This is a genomic window from Kocuria salsicia (assembly GCF_007681555.1).
In the GTDB taxonomy this organism is placed as follows: domain Bacteria; phylum Actinomycetota; class Actinomycetes; order Actinomycetales; family Micrococcaceae; genus Kocuria; species Kocuria salsicia.
Genome location: NZ_VELE01000006.1, coordinates 36,850 through 57,327, shown reverse-complemented (window position 1 = coordinate 57,327; position 20,478 = coordinate 36,850). Strand labels below are relative to the sequence as shown.

The window sequence follows — 20,478 nt, the reverse complement described above, 5'->3', positions numbered from 1 at the left end:
GGGAGCCCGTTCACACCGTGGTGGTCCGCTCCTCGCGGTCCAGCAGACGCTGCTTGACGTCCTCACCCCACGCGAACCCGCCCAGTGATCCGTCCGCGCGCAGCACCCGGTGGCACGGCACGAACAGCGCCACGGGATTGCGCGCGCACACGGACGCCGCCGCCCGCACCGCCCGCGGGTTCCCCAGCTGCGCCGCGAACTCCGTGTACGTCAACGGCCGCCCGGGGGCGATCCGGCGCAGCGCCTCCCACCCGGCGAGCTGGCCGTCGGTGCCGTGCAGCTCCACGGGAACGTCTGTCACGCTGCGGGGACCACCGTCGTAGTACGCGAGGACCGCGTCCACCGCCGTCACGGTTCCGGGCACGACGGCGCCGGGCCGGTTCTCCGGCCGCACCCGCGAGAGCAGCGTGGTCACCGAGTCCGTCCACCCGGAGGCGATCACGGCGCCGCTCGGTCCGGCGACGGCGGTGAAGGGGCCGTCCGGGGTGTCGACGGTCTGGAAGAGGTGGCTCATGAGTGGTGGCCTTTCGTTGGGCAGGCTGGCTCAGTTCAACAGCGCGATCCTCGGGTTCAGCGCGGCGGCGACCGTGACTCGTCCCAGGTAGGGGAGCATCGGCACGGCCGCGTCCGCGGGAGGGCACGAGGTGATCGTAAGCTCAGTCCTTGACGCGCTCCCACGAGGCCACGGGACCCTCGACGCGCACGAACACGGGGTGTGGCCGGACCTCCTCCGGTGAGAGCTCGGCAAGGGTGGTGGCCGCCCACCCCGGGTCCCGCCCGAGGACCTTCTGCAGCAGGAAGGTGGACTCGTACGCGAGCTGGCCGTCCGTGACGGTGAGCGAGACGCCCGGCTCCGGCGGACCCACCAGACGGGTGCGGTCGAAGGAGTAGCCGCGGCGGTCCGCCTCGTCCGCGATGCCGTGCAGGTAGGTGACCACGGAGGCGACAGGATCGCTCGTGGCACGGAACCGCTCCAGCTGCGGGTGGTTCGTGTAGCCCTTCGTCCGCCCCAGCAGCACCTTCTGCGCGAGCAGACCCTCCCGCCAGCAGGCTACGAGGGCGCGACGGTCGAGCAGAGACGGGTGTACGGACCACAGACGCATGCGCCCATTCAAACGCATTGCGGGAGGCCGGTGCTGCTCCCGCGTTCCGCAGGGCGCCCGGTTCCACGGGATCTGCCCAGGTTCTGCCCGGAGAGCTCGGAGTACAACCCCAGCCGCCTCGGATAGCGTGGTTGACTCCCCTGACGACCACGCGCGGAGAACTTCTTCATGTCCCTGCCTGTCACCCTGGCTGCCACACCGTCCGAGAGCGCTTCACCGATGACCGGGATCTCTGGGTGGGTGGTGGACGTCATGGAGTCCATCGGAGCCCCCGGGGCGGGTCTTCTGGTGGCGCTCGAGAACCTCTTCCCTCCGTTGCCGTCCGAGGTGATCCTGCCGCTGGCCGGGTTCACCGCGAGCCGCGGCAGCTTCACCCTGGTGGAGGCCATCTTCTGGACCACGCTCGGTTCGGTGGTGGGGGCGACCGCCCTGTACTGGATCGGCGCGGCCGTGGGGCGCCGTCGCCTGCGCCTCGTGGTGGCGAAGATGCCCCTGGTGGACCTCGCGGATCTGGACCGCACCGAGGAGTGGTTCGCGCGCCACGGCAGGGCCACCGTCTTCCTGGGCCGGATGGTCCCCATCTTCCGTTCCCTGATCTCCATCCCCGCCGGCATCGAGCGGATGCCCTTTGCAAGCTTCGTGCTGCTCAGTGCGGCCGGCTCGCTGATCTGGAACACCTTCTTTGTGCTGGTCGGCTACGTGCTGGGTGAGAACTGGCACATCGCCGAGCAGTACGCGGGGATCTTCTCCCGAGTGGTGCTGGTCAGCGTGGTCCTCGTCGCCGTGTGGTGGGTGGTACGGCGGCTGCGCCGCGGCAGCCGGGGGGCGCCGGGGCCTGGCGCTGCTGGGTGACCATCGAGCTGCGCCGTCCCGTGGTTGCCGGGGAGGGCGCGCAGCGCTCCTTCGACCGGCACGTGCTCTCCCTGGTGCGGGCGTGGTGCGTGGACCCCCTGCAGGCCTCCTGAGCACACGGCGCGGCCGCTGCGGGAGCGGGTCCTGAGCCGGTGGGATACTGGCGGCATGAGTACTTCGGAGACCTTCTCGTTCCGCGTTGCCGACCGTCTGGCAGGGGTGGACACCTCGCCCGTGCGGGACCTGCTGGAGATCGTCTCCAAGGAAGGGGTGATCTCCTTCGCGGGCGGTGTCCCGGATCCGGACTACTTCGAGGTGGAGGACGTCCGGGCGGCCTACGCGTGGGTCTTCGAGCACCAGCCGCAGCGTGCCCTGCAGTACGCCTCCAGCGAGGGGGAGCCGGAGCTGCGCGAGCAGGCGGCGCTCCGGATCAGCCGTGACCTGCCCACCACCGCGGAGCAGATCCAGGTGACCACGGGCTCCCAGGAGGGGCTCTTCGTGGTGGCGCAGGCTCTCGTGAACCCAGGGGACACCATCCTGGTGGAGCGCCCCACGTACCTCGCCGCGGTGCAGGCCTTCGACCTCAACGGCGCGCACATGGTGGGTGTCCCCACGGACGAGCACGGTGTGCTGCCGGACGAGCTCGAGCGGCTGATCGGGGAGCACCACCCCAAGTTCGTGTACCTGATCCCGTCCTTCCAGAACCCCGCCGGCATCTGCATGTCCATGGAGCGGCGCCGCGCCGTCGCGGACGTGCTGCTGCGCACGGGAACGGCGCTCGTGGAGGACGACCCGTACGGCGAACTGGCCTACGCGGGCGACCCCATGCCGCCCATCGCGTCCCTGCCGGGGATGTCCGCGCAGACCATCCTGCTGAACTCGGTGTCCAAGATCATCGCCCCGGGCGTGCGGGTGGGGTGGATGCGCTCCGAGGGCGCCATCCAGTTCACGCTCACCGTGGCCAAGCAGGCCATCGGGCTGCAGTCCCCGGTGCCGGACCAGCTGGCCGTGGCACGCTACCTGGAGACCGCCGACGTCGAGGCGCACCTCCAGCGTGTCCGTCCCGTCTATGCCGAGCGCGCGCGGGCCATGTACGCGGAGCTGGAGCGGGTGCTGCCCGACGGTGCCCAGGTCACCCGCCCGGACGGCGGCATGTTCCTGTGGGCGCGTCTGGGCCACGGCATCGACACCACCCGGCTGCTGGAGATGGCCGTGGAGGAGGGCGTGGCCTTCGTGCCCGGTGCTTCGTTCTACGCGCACGATCCGGACACCTCCACCATGCGGCTGTCCTTCGTGACCCACGCCCCGGACGTGATCCGCGAGGGCGTGGAGCGGCTGGCGAGCGCCATCGAGAGGTACCAGCGCGAGAACTGAGTTCCACCCCAGGGCCTGCCCCACCCACCGAAAGGACCCCGCCATGAGCGTGAAGCCGCTCCCCGTGCCGCCTCTGGGCGAGACGCTTCAGCGTTTCCTCACCGCTGCCGAGCCCCTCGTGGACGCGGAGACGCTCGCGGCGACCCGTACCGAGGTCCGGCGGTTCGGGTCTGAGGAGGGCCCGCGGCTGCAGGCCGCCCTCGAGGGCTTCGCCCGCTCCGAGGACGCCGAGGGGCGCAGCTGGCTCTCCTGCCAGTGGTTGGACGGCTACCTCACAGTCCGCACGCCCCTGCCCCTGACCACGAGCGTGGGCTTCCAGATCACCGGGGACTTCGGGGCGCCGGGCGTGGGTCGTGCCGCCGAGCTCGTGTACCGGGCGGCGTCCGTGCACTTGCGGCAGGTCCGCCGGGAGACCCCGCAGGAGGTCGATCCGCGCGGCAACCCCGTGGACATGACCCAGTGGGAGTGCCTGGAGGGAGGCATCAGGCACCCCCTTCCGGAACGGGACGAGATCCGCAGACCGGGCTGGGCGGCGTCGTCGTCACCGCACCGGGAAACCACGGCGGAGCCGGCCCCCGCCGCGGTCCCGGAGATCGGCGTGATCCACCGCGGCAGGCTGTACGCGATGCCCATCGGTACCCCGCAGCTGAAGCCGCTGCCCCTGCGCTCGGTGGCCGAGGCCCTGCGCGCCGTGGTCGAGCGGGACGAGCCGCGCGAGACCGAGCTGCCCTTCGGGGCGCTGTCCTACCTGGGTGGCGAGGTGGCCGCGCCCCTGCTGGAGCGGCTCACCGGCGTGGAGCACAACCGGGAGGTCTACGAGCGGCTGACGCGCATGCTGTTCGTGGTCAACGTGGTGGAGGCTCGCGCTGAGGTGGTGGAGCACCTGGAGCGCTCCGCGTTCGAGGTGGGCCACGCGTGGGCGTACAAGCCCATCACGTACGAGGTGTGCCTGGAGGACGACTGGCTCGCGATGCACGTGGAGCACAGCACCGTGGACGGCGCCACGATCCTCGCGGTGGTCGGCGCACTGCAGGAGGTCACGATCCCGGACGAGGAGCCGCCCGCCGAGACCCCCGCACCCCGCGCGCTCACCTGGGAACTGGACGCACCGCTGCGCGAGGAGCTCGTGGCCGCGACCGCCGCCTACCGCAGCGAGGCCGCCCTGCTGGGCGTGCACCGTGTGTTCGTGCCCCGGCTGCACCGCGCCGAGCGCCCCTTCCGCATCAGCGACGACGCTGCGCAGCAGCTGATCATGCTGCTCGCCCAGGTTGCCACGTACGGCAGGCCCCGCGGCGTCTACGAGGCCGTGGATGTGCGCGAGTACCAGGCCGGGCGCACCGAGTGCCTGCGCCCCGTCACCCCGCAGGCCGTGTCGTTCGTCCGCGCACTGCACGAGGGCACGGCCACCGCAGAGCAGTTCACCGCCGCTCTGGACGCCCACCGCGCCTGGGTCAAGGCGTGCAAGCGCGCCCACGGTGTGGACCGCCACCTGCTGGGACTCGCCACCGTGGCCGCCACGCTGGGTGAGGAGTCTCCGTTCTTCGAGCTCCCCGCGCTCGCCGCGCTGCGCCGGGACTTCCTCTCCACCACGTCCATCGGCAGCTCGGACCGGATCGTGCGCTACGCATTCGCCCCCACCACGCCCGAGGGCTTCGGGGTCACCTACACCACCCACACGGACGGCTACGAGCTCTGCGTGAACTACCGCCGGGACACGAGCGAGGACCTCGAGGGCTTCGCGCACAACCTCCCGGCGGCCGCCGAGACCCTGTGGGAGTTCGTGCGCACGCTGCGGGGCTGAGGCGGGGGCCGTCCCGCACCAGTTGACGGCGTGCGGAGCAGGTCACATAGTGACATGACCAGGGCCACGACCTCGTGAATGATCGTGAGCACGCGGGCCCGCCCAGCCGTCCCCGACCCAGAGGTCCACATGTCCCCCACGCCCGAGACCGCCCCGGTCCGCGAGCACAACCCCCGCAAGGCCCGCCGCGCCCTGATCGGCGCCTACGTGGGGACGTCCCTGGAGTGGTACGACTTCTTCCTGTTCGGCACCACCGCCTCGATCGTCTTCGCGCCGCTGTTCTTCGGCGGGGAGGACCCGGCGCTGAAGGTCATCCAGTCCTTCCTGCTGTTCGGCATCGGGTTCCTCGCCCGCCCCGTGGGTGCGTTGCTCGCCGGGCACTTCGGGGACCGGCTCGGGCGGCGCACCATCCTCATGGTCACCATCGTGGTGATGGGCCTGGCCTCCGCCCTGATCGGCGTGCTGCCCACCTACGAGACGGCGGGGATCGTGGCACCGGTCCTGCTGGCCGCGCTGCGGTTCGTGCAGGGCATGGCCGCCGGCGGCGAGTGGGGCGGGGCCACCCTGATGGCCGTGGAGAACGCACCGGAGGACAAGCGCGGGTTCTACGGGGCCGTCGTGCAGCTGGGCTCTCCCACCGGCACCATCCTCTCCTCCATGATCGTGGCCGCCGTGGTGGGACTGTCCGGGGAGAAGTTCCTGGAGGGCGCCTGGCGCATCCCGTACCTGATCTCCATCCTGCTGGTCGTGGTGGGCGTGTGGATCCGGCTGCGCGTGGACGAGACTGACGACTACAAGGACGCCCAGGCCGCCCGCGCCGCCGCGCCCGAGGTCAAGGAGGGCCTGCCCGCCGTCGAGATCGTGCGCACCGTGCCCGGCCGGCTGCTGCTGGGCATCGGCACGTACCTCTTCGGCAACGCCGGGTTCTTCGTGCTCACCACCTTCATGATCAGCTACGCCACCGGCCAGCTGGGCATGCCCTCCACGGTGATCCTCACGGCCATCACGTGGGGCGCGGTCGCGGAGATCATCACCATGACCATCGCGGGCAAGATCGCGGACCGGACCTCGCCCTCCATCGTGGTGGTCGTGGGCTACGCCATCGCAGCGGTCCTGGCGTTCCCCATCTTCTGGCTCGTGGACACGCGCAGCACGGTGCTGATCACCGCCGCCATGGTCCTGGGCATCGGCTTCGCCTCCATCCCGTACGCCCCGGTCGGCACCGTGCTGACCCAGCTGTTCCCGGTGAAGGTGCGGTACTCGGCCATCGCCCTGTGCGCCAACATTGCAGGCGTGGTCGCCGGGTTCATGCCCGCCCTGGCCGCGTGGATCCTGGGGGCGACCGGCGGCACCTCGCTCGGGCCCACCCTGCTGCTGCTGGTGCTCGCGCTGATCTCCCTGGTCTCCTCGATTTTCGCGCGGCGCCTGATCCGCCGGGACGAGGAGCAGAACGTGGACCAGATCACCGGCGACCTGCTGCAGCGCTGACGACGACGTGCGGCCAGCGCGCCGTCGGGCCGCGCCGCAGCTCCGGAGCACAGGGCCCGAGTTGGCGGACCGGGCCGGCGCACCGAGGCCCGCATTCCACTAACCACCAGGAGACCCCCATGGAGCAGCCGACCACCCGCAGCGTCACCGTGCTGGACGCCGTCGTGCACCGCCCCGGAGGGGCGTTCGAGCGCGAGCCGAAGGGGGTCGTGGTCGAGGACGGCGTGATCACGTTCGTGGGGGAGCCGCAGGAGGCACGACGCCGCGCGGCCCCCTCCGCACCGGTCGTGGACGCGGGCGGGCGGTACCTCGTGCCGGGGTTCATCGAGACCCACGGCCATCCGGGCCTCTACGCCCGACTGGCGCTGAACGCGGACTGCCGCCCGGCCACGACACCGCGCGCGGGCGATGTCGTGGCCGCCATCCGCGAGGCCGCGACCGCCGCGGAGCCGGGCGAGTGGGTGGTCGGCTGGGGCTACGACGAGCACCGCATGGAGGGCCCCGGGCCCACCCGCGAGGACCTGGACGAGGCGGCCCCGGAGCACCCGGTGTACCTCAAGCGCACCTGCGCCCACATGGCCCTGGTGAACACCGCGGCACTGGAGCGGATGGGGATCACGGCGGACACCCCGGACCCCTCCGGCGGTCGGATCGTGCGGGACGGCTCCGGCGAGCCCACGGGCCTGCTGCAGGAGACGGCGATGTCCCTGGCGGACCTGCCCGAGAGTGGGCCGCGCGAGCTGCTGGACGGGATGCGCGTGGCGCAGCAGGACTTCGCGGCGTGGGGCCTCACCACGGTCCACGACATGAGCACCGGGCCCCTGGAGATGGGCACGTACCTGCACCTGCAGGAGACCGGGGAGCTGAGCACCAGGTTCCGCCCGTGGTACTTCGCGCTGGAGCTGGGGGACTTCCACGGCAGCTACGACGAGGTGATCGGCACCGGCATCCGCAGCGGGCTCGGGGACGACATGGTGCGGATCCAGGGCATGAAGTTCATCCTGGACGGTTCCGTGGGCGGGCAGACCGCGGCGGTCGCGGAACCGTTTGAGGGCGGCGACTCGTGCGGCATCCTCTACTACGACACCCCGGACATCGCCCCCATGGCCGCCCAGGCGCTGCGCAACGGGCTGCGGCTGGCCATCCACGGCATCGGCGAGCGGGCCGTGGAGCAGGCCCTGGACCTCATCGAGGGCGCGGGCCGGGAGGTCGCGGCGGAGGACGACGACGCCGAGGCTGCCTACCGCGCGCTCGTCACCACCCGGCGGCACCGGGTGGAGCACTGCGCGCTGCCCACCGAGGAGGACCTGCGGCGGCTGGTGGAGAACCGGATCGTGGCGGCGTCCTCCACGGCGTTCATCCACGAGCTGGGGGACTCCTACTGCCGGAACCTCGGCCCGCAGCGGATGGCCCGCACGTACCCCATGCGCACGTTCCTGGACCGCGGGATCCTTGCGCCCAGCAACTCGGACTTTCCCGTGACCACCGCGAACCCGTGGCTCGGGATCTCCGCGTGCGTCACCCGCACCACCGTCTCCGGGCAGGTCGCGGACACCGTCCAGAACGTCACTGTGGCCGAGGCCCTGGACGCCTACACCGTGGAGGCTGCCAAGGCGTCCTTCGACGAGGACCGGCTGGGCCGCATCGAGGAGGGGTTCCTGGGGGACCTCGTCCTCCTGGACCGCAACCCGTTCGACGCGGACCCCTCCGAGCTCAAGGACGTCACGGCGGAGCTCACGGTGTGCGACGGGCGGATCGTCCACCGCACGGACGCCGTGTGAGTGGAGCTCCCCCTAGGCCTGTACCTGGGTCTTCGGGGCTGGCGGGGTGGTGCCCTGGCCGGTGAAGTAGGCGACCACGGCGCCGTCGGCCTCGAGCACGACGTCGCAGATCTGGTTCCTGCCGAAGCTCACCCGGCGCGTGGCCGTGGCGGTGACCGTCTGGCCCTTCTGGGCGGGGGCCGTGAACGTGATCTCGGCGTTGCGGGTCACGATGGGCGCACCGGCGGTCGCACAGCAGTACGCGAGGGTCGTGTCCGCGAGGGTGAAGAGGTAGCCGCCGTGGCAGATGCCGTGGCCGTTGGCCATGAAGTCCTCGATGCTCAGTGTCATGCTCACCCGGCCCTGCTCGATCTCGCCCAGCTCGATGCCCAGGTGCAGGGGAGTGGGGTCGTTGCGCAGGATCTCGTGAAGGAACTCGCGGATGGCGTTCATGTCGTTCGGATCGGCGTACATGGTGGTCCTCCGGACGTCGGGGCCGCAGCGGTGCAGGCCCGGGGAGCCGCACCCGAGGGCGGGCGGCGGCGCGGTCTGAGAACACTCTAGGGGCAGGGGGTGCGGGTGTTTCCCCGGTGACGCCCGGAGCCGCGGCCCGCGGCGGCGTAGCATGCGGACACGGGCCCGCAGTGCCGCGGGCGGATCCGAGAGGGGGCGCGCATGACGGGCCAGGAAGCCGCCGGGCGCCGCACGGACCTCACCCTCGCGCAGTGGCGCGAGACCATCAACGCCTCTTTCGCGGCCCTGGAGATCACCGCTCCCGTGGACAGCGAGTTCCGTGCGGATCTCACCACGGTGGAACTGGACGACGTCCACCTCTTCGACATGACCACCGGCGCCCACCGGGTGGTGCGCACCGCCGAGATGGTGGCCCGGGACGCGGGGGAGTACCTCAAGCTGAGCCTGCAGCTGCAGGGTCGGGCGCGGCTGCGCCAGGACGGGCGGGAGTGCGTGCTGGGTCCCGGCGGACTGGGCCTGTACGCGGCCTACCGCCCGTACGAGCTGGTCTACGACGGCCCCCAGCACAGCCTGGTGATGACCTTCCCGCGCTCGGTGGTGCAGCTGATCCCCGCCCAGCTGGACCTGGTGACCGCCCAGCGCATCGGCCAGGAAGACGGTCTGGGCCGGGTGGCCGTTCCCATGTTCCGCAACCTGGCTGAGAACATGGACCTGCTGCGCGGCCCCCACGCGAGCAAGCTGGTGCGCTCCGCGCTGGACATGCTGGTCAGTGTGCTCTCCGCGGAGGTGGTGGAGCCGGCCGGGGCGCACGCGGGGGACCTCCTGGTGCAGCAGGCCACCGCGTACATCGCCGACCACCTCGCGGATCCGGAGCTCTCCCCGGGGTCCATCGCCCGCGCCCTGTACGTGTCGGTGCGTCAGCTGCACAGCCGGTTCGCGGCGCAGCACCTCACGGTGGCCGCCCACATCCGCGCGGTGCGCCTGGCCGCCATCCGCGCGGAGCTCGTGGACCCGGCCCACCGGGACGACACCGTCCACACCATCAGCGCCCGGCACGGCCTCACGGATCCCGCCCACGTGAGCAAGGCCTTCAAGGCCGAGTACGGGGAGTCCCCCACCGCCTACCGACGCCGCGTGCTCAGCTCCTCCTGAAAGTGCCGGCGCACGACGCCGCCGGCGGCCTCCGTGTCGCACCGCGCGGAGCATCCCGCGCGCCGCAGACACACCGGCACGGTTCGCACGCGCGGACGCCGCCCGCCCCGGGAAGGGCGCGAGCGGCGTCGTCCTGCGGTGCGGCTCAGGCGCGGATGTCCCGGAGGACGTCCCGGGCGGTGGACAGGCCTGTCTCGATGGCGCCGTCCACCACCACGCCGCGCCAGCCGCGCGCCCAGTCCGCCCCGGCGAAGCGCAGCCGCGAGTCGGTGGAGCGGAAGTGGTGCCAGCCGTTGGTGAACTGCCCTGAGCGCAGCGTGGCCCACGCCTGACCGCTCCACCTGTCCGCCACCCAGTCGTGGCCCGTGCAGTCCACGACCTCCAGGTCGGGGCGCCACTGGTCCACGATTGCCTGGGCGTCCCGCGGGTCGGTGAGGTCCACGGCGTCGTGGTGGGAGCCGAAGCCCACGCAGATGGTGGTGTCGTCGTCCATGAAGAACTCGCTGCGGAACACGGCGGCCTTGTGAGGGGTGGGGGCGTAGCCCAGGATGCTGTGGTGGCCCTTGACCTTGACCCAGATCTTGCAGCCCGTGGAGTTCCAGCGCTGGTCGATCACGGTGCGCATCCCCGAGGGCAGGCCCGGGGTGAACTCGATGGTTGGCAGCGCCCCCACCGGCACCGTGACGATCACGCTGTCGCACGAGATCTTCTCGCCGGTGCCCAGGGTGACCGTGGCGCCGTCGGAGCGGTGGTCGACCGCCGTGACCGGGGTGTTCAGGCGGATGGGGCAGCGCAGGTCCGCGGCGATGTTCTCGTACAGTCCCCGCATGCCGTGGGTGAGCTTGAAGCGCAGGGTCTGCTCGTCCACCAGGCTCAACCGGTGGTCGGACAGCGCCGCCCACTGCTTGGCCATGAGCGGTGACCCCTGGTGCGGGTCCCCGATGTACGCGGCGGACCAGTACGCGTCGCACAGGTCCCGCTCCTCCTGGGTGAAGTCACCGCCCTTGAGGCAGTCCAGGACACTGCCCTGGTCCGCCGCGCGGAAGCGCTCCCGCAGCTCGGGGGTGCTGCCGCTGCTCTCGTCCAGCACGTGCAGGGGCTCGTACGGGTACGGGAAGAACTCCCGCGAGTCCTCGAAGATCTTGGCCATGGGGCGGGCCAGAGCGGCATCCAGGTCCGCCTCGGTGCCGTGCTCCACCCGGCCCCCGGTGATCCAGTAGGCGTCGTCGCAGAACGGGCTGGGGTAGATGCTCTGGTCGTAGCGGGTGATCTCGCTCCACACGTGCGGCTGCATCCAGTGCACCCACGTGGCGCCCAGTTCCAGGGGACGGCCCATGCGTTCCTCGGTCCAGGCGCGGCCGCCCACGCGGTCGCGGGCCTCCACGATCTCCACGTCCACGCCTGCCATCTGCAGTTCACGGGCGGCCACCAGGCCGGCGAAACCGGCTCCGACGATCACGACATGCGGGTTGCTCACGGGTACCTCCAGGGGTTGCGGGTTGTCGGGACGAACAGGGTGCGGACGACGCCGCCTGGTCACCCGGGTGCCGAGCGCGCCTCGGGCGCCCGGTGCCGGCGGGTGGTGCACGGTGGTGCAGGGCGTCCGTGGGCCGGGTGCGGCGTCGTCGTCCGGGAACGGGGTGGGCTCAGCGGCGCTCGGGGACCACGGGGATCTCCTGGGACTCGGGGATCCGGTCCACGTGGTCCATCCCGGCGTAGATCTCCGGGCGGGTGCGGCGCAGCACCTCGCCCCACAGCAGGCCCACCACGCCGGAGCCGATGATGATCCCGGGCATCACGACCACCAGCGGGGAGAAGCCCTCCGCGCCGATCATGAGGTCGAAGTTGGAGAGGATCAGTGCGGCCACGGCGATCAGGGCCACGGCCGAGATCACCGGGGCCACCAGCCGGGTCCAGAGCCCGTGGCCGTGGTGGTCCCGTGCGAACCAGGCCACCACGGCCACGGACGTCACGGCCAGCAGGAACACCAGGCCGAAGGCGGCGGCGTTGGTCAGCCACGTGAACAGGGTGAGCACGGGGAACATCTCCCCGAGCTCCGACCCCGCTCCGGCCACCGCGAAGACCACGATGACCACCAGGCCCACCACGGACTGCGCGAGGGACCCCGCGAAGGGGGCGCCGGAGTGGGCGGACACCCGGCCCAGCACGCGGGGCAGCACGCCGGTGCGGCCCAGGGCGAAGAAGTAGCGGGCCGCGCCGTTGTGGAACGCCACGAGGGCCGCGAGCAGCGAGGTGATGAACAGGACGTTGGCCACCGTGGCCAGGGCGGGGCTGCGCTCGCCGAGCCACGCGAACACCAGGTCCGGCCCGAGCTCCTGGGAGGCCCCCACGATCGCGGACGGGCCCACCCCCACGGAGAGCGCCCACGCGGACAGCGCGTAGAACACGGCGATCACACCCACCGCGATGTACGTGGCACGGGCCACGGTGTGGCGCGGGTTCCTGGTCTCCTCCGAGTAGATGGCGCCGGACTCGAAGCCCATGAACGCGGCGATGCCGAAGGCGAGCAGCACGCCCACACCCCCGGTGAGGAAGTGTGAGGGGTTCACGGTCTCCAGGGACAGGCCCTCCGGGGCACTGACCAGGGCCATCACGGAGACCACGGTGACCACCAGGAACTCCAGGGCCACCAGGAAGCCCAGCACCTTCGCGGAGAGGTCCACGCTGTTGACGCCCAGCGCGGCGACCACCAGCCACCCGATCCCCCCGGCCACCCACCACGGGACGGCCACGCCCAGGGTCGAGGACAGCAGGGTGGCCAGGGAGAAGCCGAACAGGCCGTAGAGGCCCACCTGCATCATGTTGTAGGACACCAGGGCCAGGATGGCCGCGGCAATGCCCTGTCGGTTGCCCAGACCCTCGGTCACGTAGGCGTAGAACGCTCCGGCGTTCTGCACGTGCCCGCTCATGGCGCCGTAGCCCACGGCGAAGACCATGATCACGATCCCCAGCGCCAGGTAGCCCAGGGGCACGCCCAGCAGCCCGGACACCGCGAAACTGGTGGGGACGCCGCCCGCCAGCACGGTCAGCGGGGCGGATGCCGCAATGATCATGAACACCACGGACGTGGTGGACAGGTGACGTCTCGCAAGGGTGGTGGTCTCTGCCACGGGGGCCTCCTGTGGTCCGGGGATCGTTGTCCCCAGTGTGTCCTGGACCACATCGCAGCACCTTGTCCCACAGTGCGCCCCACTTGTCTCTGCCTGCGCAGCACCTCCGGCGCCTGCTGCGCGCGAGTGATCCACGGCACAATGGGGGCAGCCGGCCGCGCTCACCCGCGCCGCCCGTCCACCGCCCCAGAGGAGCCACTGTGAACACCTGCCAAGACCTGCTCTCCGCCATCACGGACCCGTCCGGCCGCGAGATCCTGGACCCCGCCACGGGGGAGGTGGTCGGCACGGTCCACGAGTCCACCACCGCCGAGCTCGACGACGCCGTGGCCGCCGCCCGCGCGGCCCAGCCGGACTGGGCGGGGCTGGGCCACGCGAAGCGCTCCGAGTACCTGCACCGGGCCGCGGACGCCGTCGAGGCGAACGCGGAGGCGCTCGCCGAGCTGCTGTCCCGCGAGCAGGGCAAGCCCGTGAAGAACGGCCCGAATGCGGCGTTCGAGGTGGGTGGCTGCGTGGGGTGGCTGCGTGCCAGCGCGGACTTCCCGCTGGAGCCCGAGGTGCTCGTGGACGACGAGTCCGGGTACGCGGAGATGGAGTACGTGCCGCTGGGCGTGGTGGGGGCGATCGGCCCCTGGAACTGGCCCATGATGATCACCGTGTGGCAGGTGGCCGCGTCCCTGCGCATGGGCAACACCGTGGTGGTCAAGCCCTCCGAGTACACGCCGCTGTCCGTGGTGGGCCTGGTGCACGTGCTCAACCAGGCCCTGCCGGAGGACGTCCTGCGCGTGGTCCCCGGTGGCGGTGAGGCGGGCAAGGCGCTGTCCACCCACGAGGGTGTCGACAAGATCATGTTCACCGGCTCCACGAAGACCGGTCAGGCCATCATGCGCGCCGCGGCGGACGGCCTCGCCCGCCTGACCCTGGAGCTGGGAGGCAACGACGCCGGCGTCGTGCTCCCGGACGTGGACGCCCGGGCGGTGGCCGGGGACCTCTTCTGGGGCGCGTTCATCAACACCGGCCAGACGTGCGCGGCGCTCAAGCGGCTGTACGTCCACGAGGACGTCTACGAGGAGGTGTGCGAGGCCCTCGTGGAGGTCGCCCGGCAGATGCCCATGGGCAACGGCCGCGAGGAGCAGAACGTGCTGGGCCCGCTGCAGAACAAGCAGCAGTACGACATCGTGGCCGGGCTCGTGGAGGACGCCAAGAAGGGTGGCGGCCGCGTGCTCATGGGCGGAGACCCGGTGGCCGAGCAGCCCGGCTACTTCTACCCCACCACGATCATCGCGGACCTGCCCAACGACAACCCCCTGGTGACCCAGGAGCAGTTCGGCCCAGCACTGCCCGTCATCCGATACTCGGACGTGGACGAGGCCGTGGCCATGGCCAACGGCCTGGACGTGGGGCTCGGTGCCTCCGTGTGGGGCTCCAGCACGGACAACGCCATGGCCGTGGCGCAGCGCCTCGAGGCCGGCACGGTGTGGATCAACAAGCACGGCGCCGTGGACCCGCGCATCCCCTTCGGCGGCATCAAGAAGTCCGGCTTCGGCCTGGAGTTCGGCGTGGAGGGCCTCAAGTCGGTCGCGGCCAGCAGGGTCATCTCCCGTTGAGGTCTGCCGCCCGGCACCCCGTGAGGCACGGGAGGAAGCGCATGATCACACGGTCACGCCCGGCAGGGATCACGGCCGCTGCGGTGGCCGTGGGGATCGCCGCCGTGCTCACGGGGTGCGGGTCGCAGGGGCAGGAGGGCACGACATCGTCGTCGTTCGCGAGTGCCGGTGTGGCACCCACGGCCCAGCACTCGCACCTCGGTGAGGTGCAGCGGGAGGGGAGGATTCAGGTGTGCACCACCGGCGACTACCGGCCGTACACCTACAAGGACCCGAAGAGCGGTGAGTGGTCCGGGATCGACGTGGACATGGCCCGCAGCCTGGGGAAGTCCCTGGGCGCGGAGGTGGAGTTCGTGCAGACCTCCTGGGCGAACGTGGTCACGGACATGGACGCGAGCTGCGACATCGCGGTGGGCGGCATCTCCTACACGACCGACCGCGCCCAGAAGGCGGCCTTCTCGGACACGACCTCCCCGGACGGCAAGACGCCCGTGGTGCGCTGCGGCGAGGAGGAGAAGTACGACACCGTGGCGGAGATCAACAAGCCCTCGGTGAAGGTCGTCACCCCGCTGGGCGGGACCAACGAGAAGTTCGCCGACAAGAACTTCCCGGACGCCCAGGTCACCAAGTACAAGGACAACAACACGATCTTCGACCAGATCGTGGACGGCACGGCGGACGTGATGGTCACGGACGCCTCCGAGACGCGCTGGGTGGCGCACACCCACCCGGAGCTGTGCTCGGTGCATCCCGACAAGCCCTTCGACCACTTCGACAAGGGCTACCTGCTGCCGCAGGGGGACACCGTGTGGGAGGAGTACGTGGACAACTGGCTGGACATCGCCAGCCAGGACGGCACCAAGGCCGCCGCGGAGGAGAAGTGGTACGGCTGAGCGGGAGCCTGCCTGCAGGAACAGGGGAATGACCGGTTCCTTCGACGGGCCCCACGGGGAGACGGGCCCGCGACCACTCGACAGGGTGGGGCGGGCCGGGTTCGGCGTGACTGCGGGCAGGTTTTCTCTCGCCGACCCCCTCCTGGATGCCCACCAGGCACGACGGTGCGGGCGGCCCAGGTCTCGGGTCGTCCGCACCGTCGTGGGTGCCGGAGGCCACGAGCTTCCCGCGGGAACTTTCCGGGGGAACTGTGGGCGGGGGAATAGTGATGCGGGGAAGCGTGTTGGCCCTGATGACCAGTCAGTAGACCTCGTCCCGACGGAGGAAAACCCGTGCCCAGTCTTTTCGACCCCATGACCGTGGGTGCCGTGCACGTGAAGAACCGCGTGGCCATGGCGCCGCTCACCCGTATGCGCTCCGACGAGGACGGCGTGCCCAAGGATATGAACGTCGAGTACTACGCGCAGCGTGCCTCCGCGGGGCTCGTGGTCACCGAGGGGACGTTCCCCGCTGTGACGGGCCGCGGCTTCTGGGGCCAGGCAGGGATCGAGACGGCCGAGCAGGCCCTCGGGTGGTCCCGCGTGGCGGAGGCCGTCCACGACAAGGGCGGGGTGATGTTCTTGCAGGTCATGAACGCCGGGCGCGTCTCCCACCCGGAGCTCACGGGTGGTCCGCTGCCCGAGGCGCCGAGCGCCGTCGGCATCGACCAGTCCATCCACGTGCCCAGCGGCAAGCAGGCAGTGCCCACTCCTCGCGCGCTGGAGACGGACGAGCTGCCCCGGATCCGTGAGGAGTTCGTCGCCGCCGCCCGCCGCGCGGTGGACGCCGGGATCGACGGCGTGGAGGTCCACGGCGCCAACGGCTACATCCTCCACGAGTTCCTCGCGCCGTCCGCCAACCACCGCACCGACTCCTATGGCGGCTCGCCGGAGAACCGTGCGCGCTTCGTGGTCGAGGTGGTGCGCGCCGTCGCCGAGGAGATCGGCGCGGACCGGGTGGGCCTGCGGATCTCGCCGGAGCACAACGTCCAGGGCGCTCTGGAGGACGACCATGAGGACGTCCGCGCCACCTACGCCGCGCTGCTCGCCGGCCTGCGCGGGTTGGGTCTTGCGTACCTCTCCGTACTGCACCGGGACATCGACGGCCCCTTCGTCCGCGAGCTGCGCGAGCAGTTCGACGGCGTCTTCTACCTCAACAGCGGGTTTTCCGAGTACACCGAGCTGGCCGAGGCGGAGCACATCATGGCCGCGGACCTGGCAGACGGCGTGATGGTGGGCCGCGAGCTCCTCGCCAACCCGGACCTCGTGGAGCGCTGGCGCGACGGGCTGGCTCTGAACACCCCGGACCCCGAGACCTTCTACCTGGGGGGTCCCAAGGGGTACGTGGACTACCCGTTCGCGGACTCGCGCGTCCGGGTGTGACACGGCAACCGTGGGAAAACGCTGAATACCCGCAAAGGTAAGCTCGCGCCGCTGAGCGGAGGCACGCGGGCGATCATCGTCACGGGCATCCTGCTGACGTCCAAGGGAACCTTCATGCTTGCCACGGTCTGCGTGGGCAAGGAGGCGTACCAGGCGCTGACGGCGAAGTTCAGGGGCCGAAAGCGCCCCGTGGGCTCAACGGCGGTGCAGTAGAGCGCCGCGCCTACCGCTGCAAAAAACTGAGCAGATGCAGATTTCAGCCCCGAAATCAGCATCTGCTCAGTTTTTGCACGGGATGAGCTGCGGTGTCACTCGCCCAGGAGCATCCGCGCGCCCTTCTCGCCGATCAGCGCGGACGGGGCGTTCGTGTTGCCGGTGGGAATGGACGGCATGATCGAGGCGTCCACCACCCGAACGCCCGCCACACCGTGAACCTCCAGGGTGGCGGGATCCACCACGGCCAGCTCGTCCGTTCCCATGCGGCACGTGCCCACCTGGTGGTGGTACGTCGTCACGGCGCGGTCCATGTACGCGTCCTCGGACGCCTCGTCCGTGACCTCCGGCCCGGGGTAGATCTCCCGCGCACCCCACTCGTCCGCGAGGGGCGGCGTCGCGACCATCGCGCGTGCCTGGTGGAAGGACGCCCGCAGGGCCTCGCGGTCCCGAGGGTCGGCGAAGATGTTCGGGTCGTACCGGGCGGGGTCCGTGCTGCTGGGCCCGGTCAGGGTGATCCGGCCGCGCGAGTACGGGCGCACCAGGCCGGAGTGCAGGGTGAAGGCGTTGCCCGGGCCCTCCATCCAGTCGTCGTACATGGGCACGCAGAAGTGGAGGGGCTGGGTGTCCGGGCGGTCCTGGTCCTTCGTGGAGCGCCAGAACAGGTGGGTCTGGGTCACCGCGATCTCGTCCTCGGCGTGCTCGATGGTCCTCGCGGTGGCCTCAGCGATCACCGGCACCAGCAGGTGGTCGTGCAGGTTCTCCCCTACGCCGGGCAGGTCCACGACCGGCTCGATCCCCACCTCCCGCAGGTGCTCGGCCGGGCCGATCCCGGAGCGCATGAGGATCTTGGGGCTGTCCAGGGCCCCAGCGCACAGGACCACCTCGTCCACCTCGATCACCTCGCCGTCCGAGGACTCACCAGCCGTGGGCGGCTCGCCGGAAATGCCCTCCACCTCGGAGGTCGTCCCCGCGTGAAGCTGGACGCCGACCACGCGCCCGTCCCGGATGACCAGCCGCTCCACGACCGCGCCGGTGTGGACCTCGATCGCCCCCTTGTCCACCCACGGCTTCGCGTACGCCATGTACGTGGTCACGCGCTTGCCGTCCCGGACGGTGAGCTGCTCCTGGGACACACCGTCCTGGGTGGCCCCGTTGTAGTCCTCGTTGAAGGGCACGCCCACCGCCTCGGACGCGGCGATGATCGCGTCGAAGACGGGGCTGAGCTCGTACGTGCCCACCACGGGAACGGGACCGTCGGTGCCGCGGGGCGCCGCGGCGGCGTCGTCCGTGGTGGGGCCGTCGTAGGCCTCCAGCGCCTCGAAGACGGGGGCGACGTCGCTCCAGGCCCAGCCATTGCAGCCCGCAGCGGCCCAGTCGTCGTAGTCCAGCGGGTTGCCGCGCACCCAGATGGCGGCGTTCAGGGCGTGAGAGCCGCCGAGGACCCGTCCGCGCGGCCAGTGGATGACGCGGCCAGACGCGTGCTCCTGCGGGACCGTGAAGTAGTCCCAGTCCTCCGGGCCGTGCCACAGCTCTCCCAGGCGGGCGAGCCGTGTGATGACGGGGTTGGTGTCCTGGCTGCCGGCCTCGAGCAGCGTCACCCGGTGGCCCGCGGCGGCGGCGCGCCCCGCGACGATGGATCCGGCGGTTCCCGCGCCCACGACGACGATGTGGCGGGCGGGGTTTGTCTGTTCAGTCATGGGGCCATCCTGCCCTTCGATGTGATGTGAGTCTCGTTTCTGGACGTGCGGTGGTTGTCTTTGCGTGCGGACTTGTGCGGGCCTCCCGGTAGCATCGTGGTGTTGCCAGGGGATTCTCCGCGCGTGTGGTCGGGTGCGCGGGCGTTCGCCCTACCCTGGAGCACTCTGATGACTTCCTCCCCCTCGCCCGGCACGGCGCCCGACGCCGCTGCCGCCCCCGTGACGTCGTCCCACCCCTCTGAGGCGGGCGGGTCCCTGTCCCTCCCGGCTGTGGGCGGCTGGGCGTTCCTCGTCACCGCGCTGATCGGGCGCCTGCCCGCCGCGACCGTGCAGCTCGGGCTGCTGCTCTACGTGAGCGGGGCCGGGCTGGGTCTCGGGCTCGCCGGGCTCACCGTGGCCGCGGCCGGTCTCGGCTCCGCGATCGGTGCACCGCTGGTGGGGCGGCTGGTGGACCGGTTCGGGCCGCTGCCCGTGGTCGTCGCCGCCACAGTGGTGCAGCTTCTCGGCATGGGGTCGCTGCTGCTCGTGGTCCTCCATGACGGGCCCTCCGCCCTCGTGCTCGTTTTCGCCGCACTGATCGGTTCCGCGAACCCGCAGGTGGGTGCGATCGCGCGGGCGCGCTGGTCGGCGATCGCGCGGCGACGTCGGCTACCGGGACTTGTGAGCAGGGCGCTCGGCTACGAGACCGCGTGCGACGAGGTGGGGTTCATCCTGGGCCCCGTGATCGCGGGTGTGCTGGTGGGCCTGCTCGGACCGAACCCAGCGCTGGGGGTGCTGATGGCCTGGGTGGTGCTGGGGCAGGGGTGCTTCATCGTGTACCTGCTCAGCCGCCGCGGACTCGCCGTGGACACCCACACGCTGGACGTCGCCGACGGCACCGCACCCCGGATCCGCTGGGCCGCTGTGCTGCCGCCCATGCTCGTGTGCCTGTGCGTGGGGACCGTGTTCGGCTCCACGCAGACAGTGCTGACCGCCATCAACGACGCCCGCGGTACGGCCGGGTACACGGGTCTCATCTACGGCTGCATGGGCGTGGGCAGTGCGCTGGCGAGCATGCTGGTCTCCCGCCTGCCCCGGCGGTTGCCGCTGTCTGTCCGCGTGGCGGGCGGGGCGATGCTCGTCTCGCTCGTGGCGCTCGTGCTCCTGAGCATTCCCGGGCCCGCGGTGCTGGGGCTGCTGTTCATGGTAACCGGCCTGGGCGTCGGGACGATGCTCGTGAGCGCCTACACGCGCGGCGAGCACGTGGCGCCGTCCCACCGGATCGCGAGCGTGATGACCATGCTGACCACCTGCCTGGTGCTGGGAGTCGCCTTCGGCTCCGCCCTGGGCGGTGTGCTCTCCGCGGTGCCCCGGCACGGTTTCCTGCTCACCCTCGCCGCAGGGCTCGTGGGAATGGTGGCCGCCGTGGCGCTGCACGTCACCCGCTCGGAGCCCGGGCGCACGGTCGTGGAGTAGGCGGCAGAGGAAGGGGACGACGACGCCGCGGCACCCCGGGTGCCCTGCCGGTC

General features: G+C 71.2%; 16 protein-coding genes. 10 read left to right on the top strand and 6 right to left on the bottom strand.

Annotated elements, in window-relative coordinates:
- Nucleotides 1–10: 10 nt before the first annotated feature.
- Both FS770_RS09535 and FS770_RS09530 read right to left on the bottom strand, forming a co-directional pair.
- Nucleotides 11–514, bottom strand: a complete 504-nt coding sequence (locus FS770_RS09535; protein ID WP_145011364.1) for a methylated-DNA--[protein]-cysteine S-methyltransferase — start codon at nt 512–514, stop codon at nt 11–13.
- A gap of 142 nt (nt 515–656) precedes the next feature.
- Nucleotides 657–1,103 (bottom strand): pyrimidine dimer DNA glycosylase/endonuclease V, encoded by a 447-nt coding sequence (locus FS770_RS09530; protein ID WP_094393306.1) that lies wholly within the window; start codon nt 1,101–1,103, stop codon nt 657–659.
- A gap of 168 nt (nt 1,104–1,271) precedes the next feature.
- On the opposite strand from FS770_RS09530, the gene FS770_RS09525 reads away from it, so the two are divergent.
- The 5 genes from FS770_RS09525 (at nt 1,272) to FS770_RS09505 (ending at nt 8,399) form a co-directional block, all read left to right on the top strand.
- Nucleotides 1,272–1,955 (top strand): DedA family protein, encoded by a 684-nt coding sequence (locus FS770_RS09525; protein WP_144943016.1) that lies wholly within the window; start codon nt 1,272–1,274, stop codon nt 1,953–1,955.
- A 168-nt stretch (nt 1,956–2,123) separates the two neighbouring features.
- A complete protein-coding gene (locus FS770_RS09520; protein ID WP_144943015.1) occupies nt 2,124–3,329 on the top strand; it encodes an aminotransferase-like domain-containing protein in 1,206 nt (401 codons plus the stop codon).
- Nucleotides 3,330–3,372: 43 nt separating this feature from the next.
- Entirely contained in the window at nt 3,373–5,130 is a 1,758-nt protein-coding gene (locus FS770_RS09515; RefSeq protein ID WP_144943014.1) for a choline/carnitine O-acyltransferase, read from the top strand.
- 129 nt (nt 5,131–5,259) lie between these two features.
- The gene (locus FS770_RS09510) at nt 5,260–6,618 is read left to right on the top strand and encodes an MFS transporter (RefSeq protein ID WP_144943013.1); all 1,359 of its coding nucleotides are present in this window, start codon (nt 5,260–5,262) and stop codon (nt 6,616–6,618) included.
- Between the two features lie 119 nt (nt 6,619–6,737).
- Entirely contained in the window at nt 6,738–8,399 is a 1,662-nt protein-coding gene (locus tag FS770_RS09505; protein ID WP_144943012.1) for an amidohydrolase, read from the top strand.
- Nucleotides 8,400–8,411: 12 nt separating this feature from the next.
- Here the strand turns inward: FS770_RS09505 and FS770_RS09500 are convergent, their stop codons facing one another.
- A complete protein-coding gene (locus FS770_RS09500) occupies nt 8,412–8,852 on the bottom strand; it encodes a PaaI family thioesterase (RefSeq protein WP_144943011.1) in 441 nt (146 codons plus the stop codon).
- Between the two features lie 201 nt (nt 8,853–9,053).
- Here FS770_RS09500 and FS770_RS09495 point away from each other — a divergent pair, with 201 nt between their 5' ends.
- Entirely contained in the window at nt 9,054–10,004 is a 951-nt protein-coding gene (locus FS770_RS09495) for an AraC-like ligand-binding domain-containing protein (RefSeq protein ID WP_144943010.1), read from the top strand.
- Nucleotides 10,005–10,149: 145 nt separating this feature from the next.
- On the opposite strand, the gene FS770_RS09490 is transcribed toward FS770_RS09495, so the two are convergent.
- Together FS770_RS09490 and FS770_RS09485 are read right to left on the bottom strand one after the other, a co-directional pair.
- The gene (locus FS770_RS09490; RefSeq protein WP_012399304.1) at nt 10,150–11,481 is read right to left on the bottom strand and encodes an NAD(P)/FAD-dependent oxidoreductase; all 1,332 of its coding nucleotides are present in this window, start codon (nt 11,479–11,481) and stop codon (nt 10,150–10,152) included.
- A 169-nt stretch (nt 11,482–11,650) separates the two neighbouring features.
- A complete protein-coding gene (locus tag FS770_RS09485) occupies nt 11,651–13,135 on the bottom strand; it encodes an APC family permease (protein ID WP_144943009.1) in 1,485 nt (494 codons plus the stop codon).
- 200 nt (nt 13,136–13,335) lie between these two features.
- Between FS770_RS09485 and FS770_RS09480 the strand changes: the two genes are divergently transcribed.
- From FS770_RS09480 to FS770_RS09470, 3 genes are all read left to right on the top strand, one after another.
- Nucleotides 13,336–14,742: an aldehyde dehydrogenase family protein gene (locus FS770_RS09480; protein ID WP_144943008.1), complete on the top strand. Its 1,407-nt coding sequence runs from the start codon at nt 13,336–13,338 to the stop codon at nt 14,740–14,742.
- Between the two features lie 41 nt (nt 14,743–14,783).
- The gene (locus FS770_RS09475) at nt 14,784–15,635 is read left to right on the top strand and encodes a transporter substrate-binding domain-containing protein (RefSeq protein ID WP_145011361.1); all 852 of its coding nucleotides are present in this window, start codon (nt 14,784–14,786) and stop codon (nt 15,633–15,635) included.
- Between the two features lie 333 nt (nt 15,636–15,968).
- The gene (locus FS770_RS09470) at nt 15,969–17,057 is read left to right on the top strand and encodes an oxidoreductase (RefSeq protein ID WP_068469683.1); all 1,089 of its coding nucleotides are present in this window, start codon (nt 15,969–15,971) and stop codon (nt 17,055–17,057) included.
- A gap of 308 nt (nt 17,058–17,365) precedes the next feature.
- Here FS770_RS09470 and FS770_RS09465 read toward each other — a convergent pair whose 3' ends face one another.
- Complete coding sequence (locus tag FS770_RS09465) at nt 17,366–18,970, bottom strand: GMC family oxidoreductase (RefSeq protein WP_144943006.1); 1,605 nt, start codon at nt 18,968–18,970, stop codon at nt 17,366–17,368.
- 168 nt (nt 18,971–19,138) lie between these two features.
- Between FS770_RS09465 and FS770_RS09460 the strand changes: the two genes are divergently transcribed.
- The gene (locus tag FS770_RS09460; RefSeq protein ID WP_144943005.1) at nt 19,139–20,425 is read left to right on the top strand and encodes an MFS transporter; all 1,287 of its coding nucleotides are present in this window, start codon (nt 19,139–19,141) and stop codon (nt 20,423–20,425) included.
- The last annotated feature ends 53 nt before the right edge of the window (nt 20,426–20,478 follow it).

Excerpts from the sequence above, each read along its gene's own strand:
- FS770_RS09535 (WP_145011364.1), bottom strand. The coding sequence starts at position 514 with ATGAGCCACCTCTTCCAGACCGTCGACACCCCGGACGGCCCCTTCACC.
- FS770_RS09530 (WP_094393306.1), bottom strand. The coding sequence starts at position 1,103 with ATGCGTCTGTGGTCCGTACACCCGTCTCTGCTCGACCGTCGCGCCCTC.
- FS770_RS09525 (WP_144943016.1), top strand. The coding sequence starts at position 1,272 with ATGTCCCTGCCTGTCACCCTGGCTGCCACACCGTCCGAGAGCGCTTCA.
- FS770_RS09520 (WP_144943015.1), top strand. The coding sequence starts at position 2,124 with ATGAGTACTTCGGAGACCTTCTCGTTCCGCGTTGCCGACCGTCTGGCA.
- FS770_RS09515 (WP_144943014.1), top strand. The coding sequence starts at position 3,373 with ATGAGCGTGAAGCCGCTCCCCGTGCCGCCTCTGGGCGAGACGCTTCAG.
- FS770_RS09510 (WP_144943013.1), top strand. The coding sequence starts at position 5,260 with ATGTCCCCCACGCCCGAGACCGCCCCGGTCCGCGAGCACAACCCCCGC.
- FS770_RS09505 (WP_144943012.1), top strand. The coding sequence starts at position 6,738 with ATGGAGCAGCCGACCACCCGCAGCGTCACCGTGCTGGACGCCGTCGTG.
- FS770_RS09500 (WP_144943011.1), bottom strand. The coding sequence starts at position 8,852 with ATGTACGCCGATCCGAACGACATGAACGCCATCCGCGAGTTCCTTCAC.
- FS770_RS09495 (WP_144943010.1), top strand. The coding sequence starts at position 9,054 with ATGACGGGCCAGGAAGCCGCCGGGCGCCGCACGGACCTCACCCTCGCG.
- FS770_RS09475 (WP_145011361.1), top strand. The coding sequence starts at position 14,784 with ATGATCACACGGTCACGCCCGGCAGGGATCACGGCCGCTGCGGTGGCC.
- FS770_RS09465 (WP_144943006.1), bottom strand. The coding sequence starts at position 18,970 with ATGACTGAACAGACAAACCCCGCCCGCCACATCGTCGTCGTGGGCGCG.
- FS770_RS09460 (WP_144943005.1), top strand. The coding sequence starts at position 19,139 with ATGACTTCCTCCCCCTCGCCCGGCACGGCGCCCGACGCCGCTGCCGCC.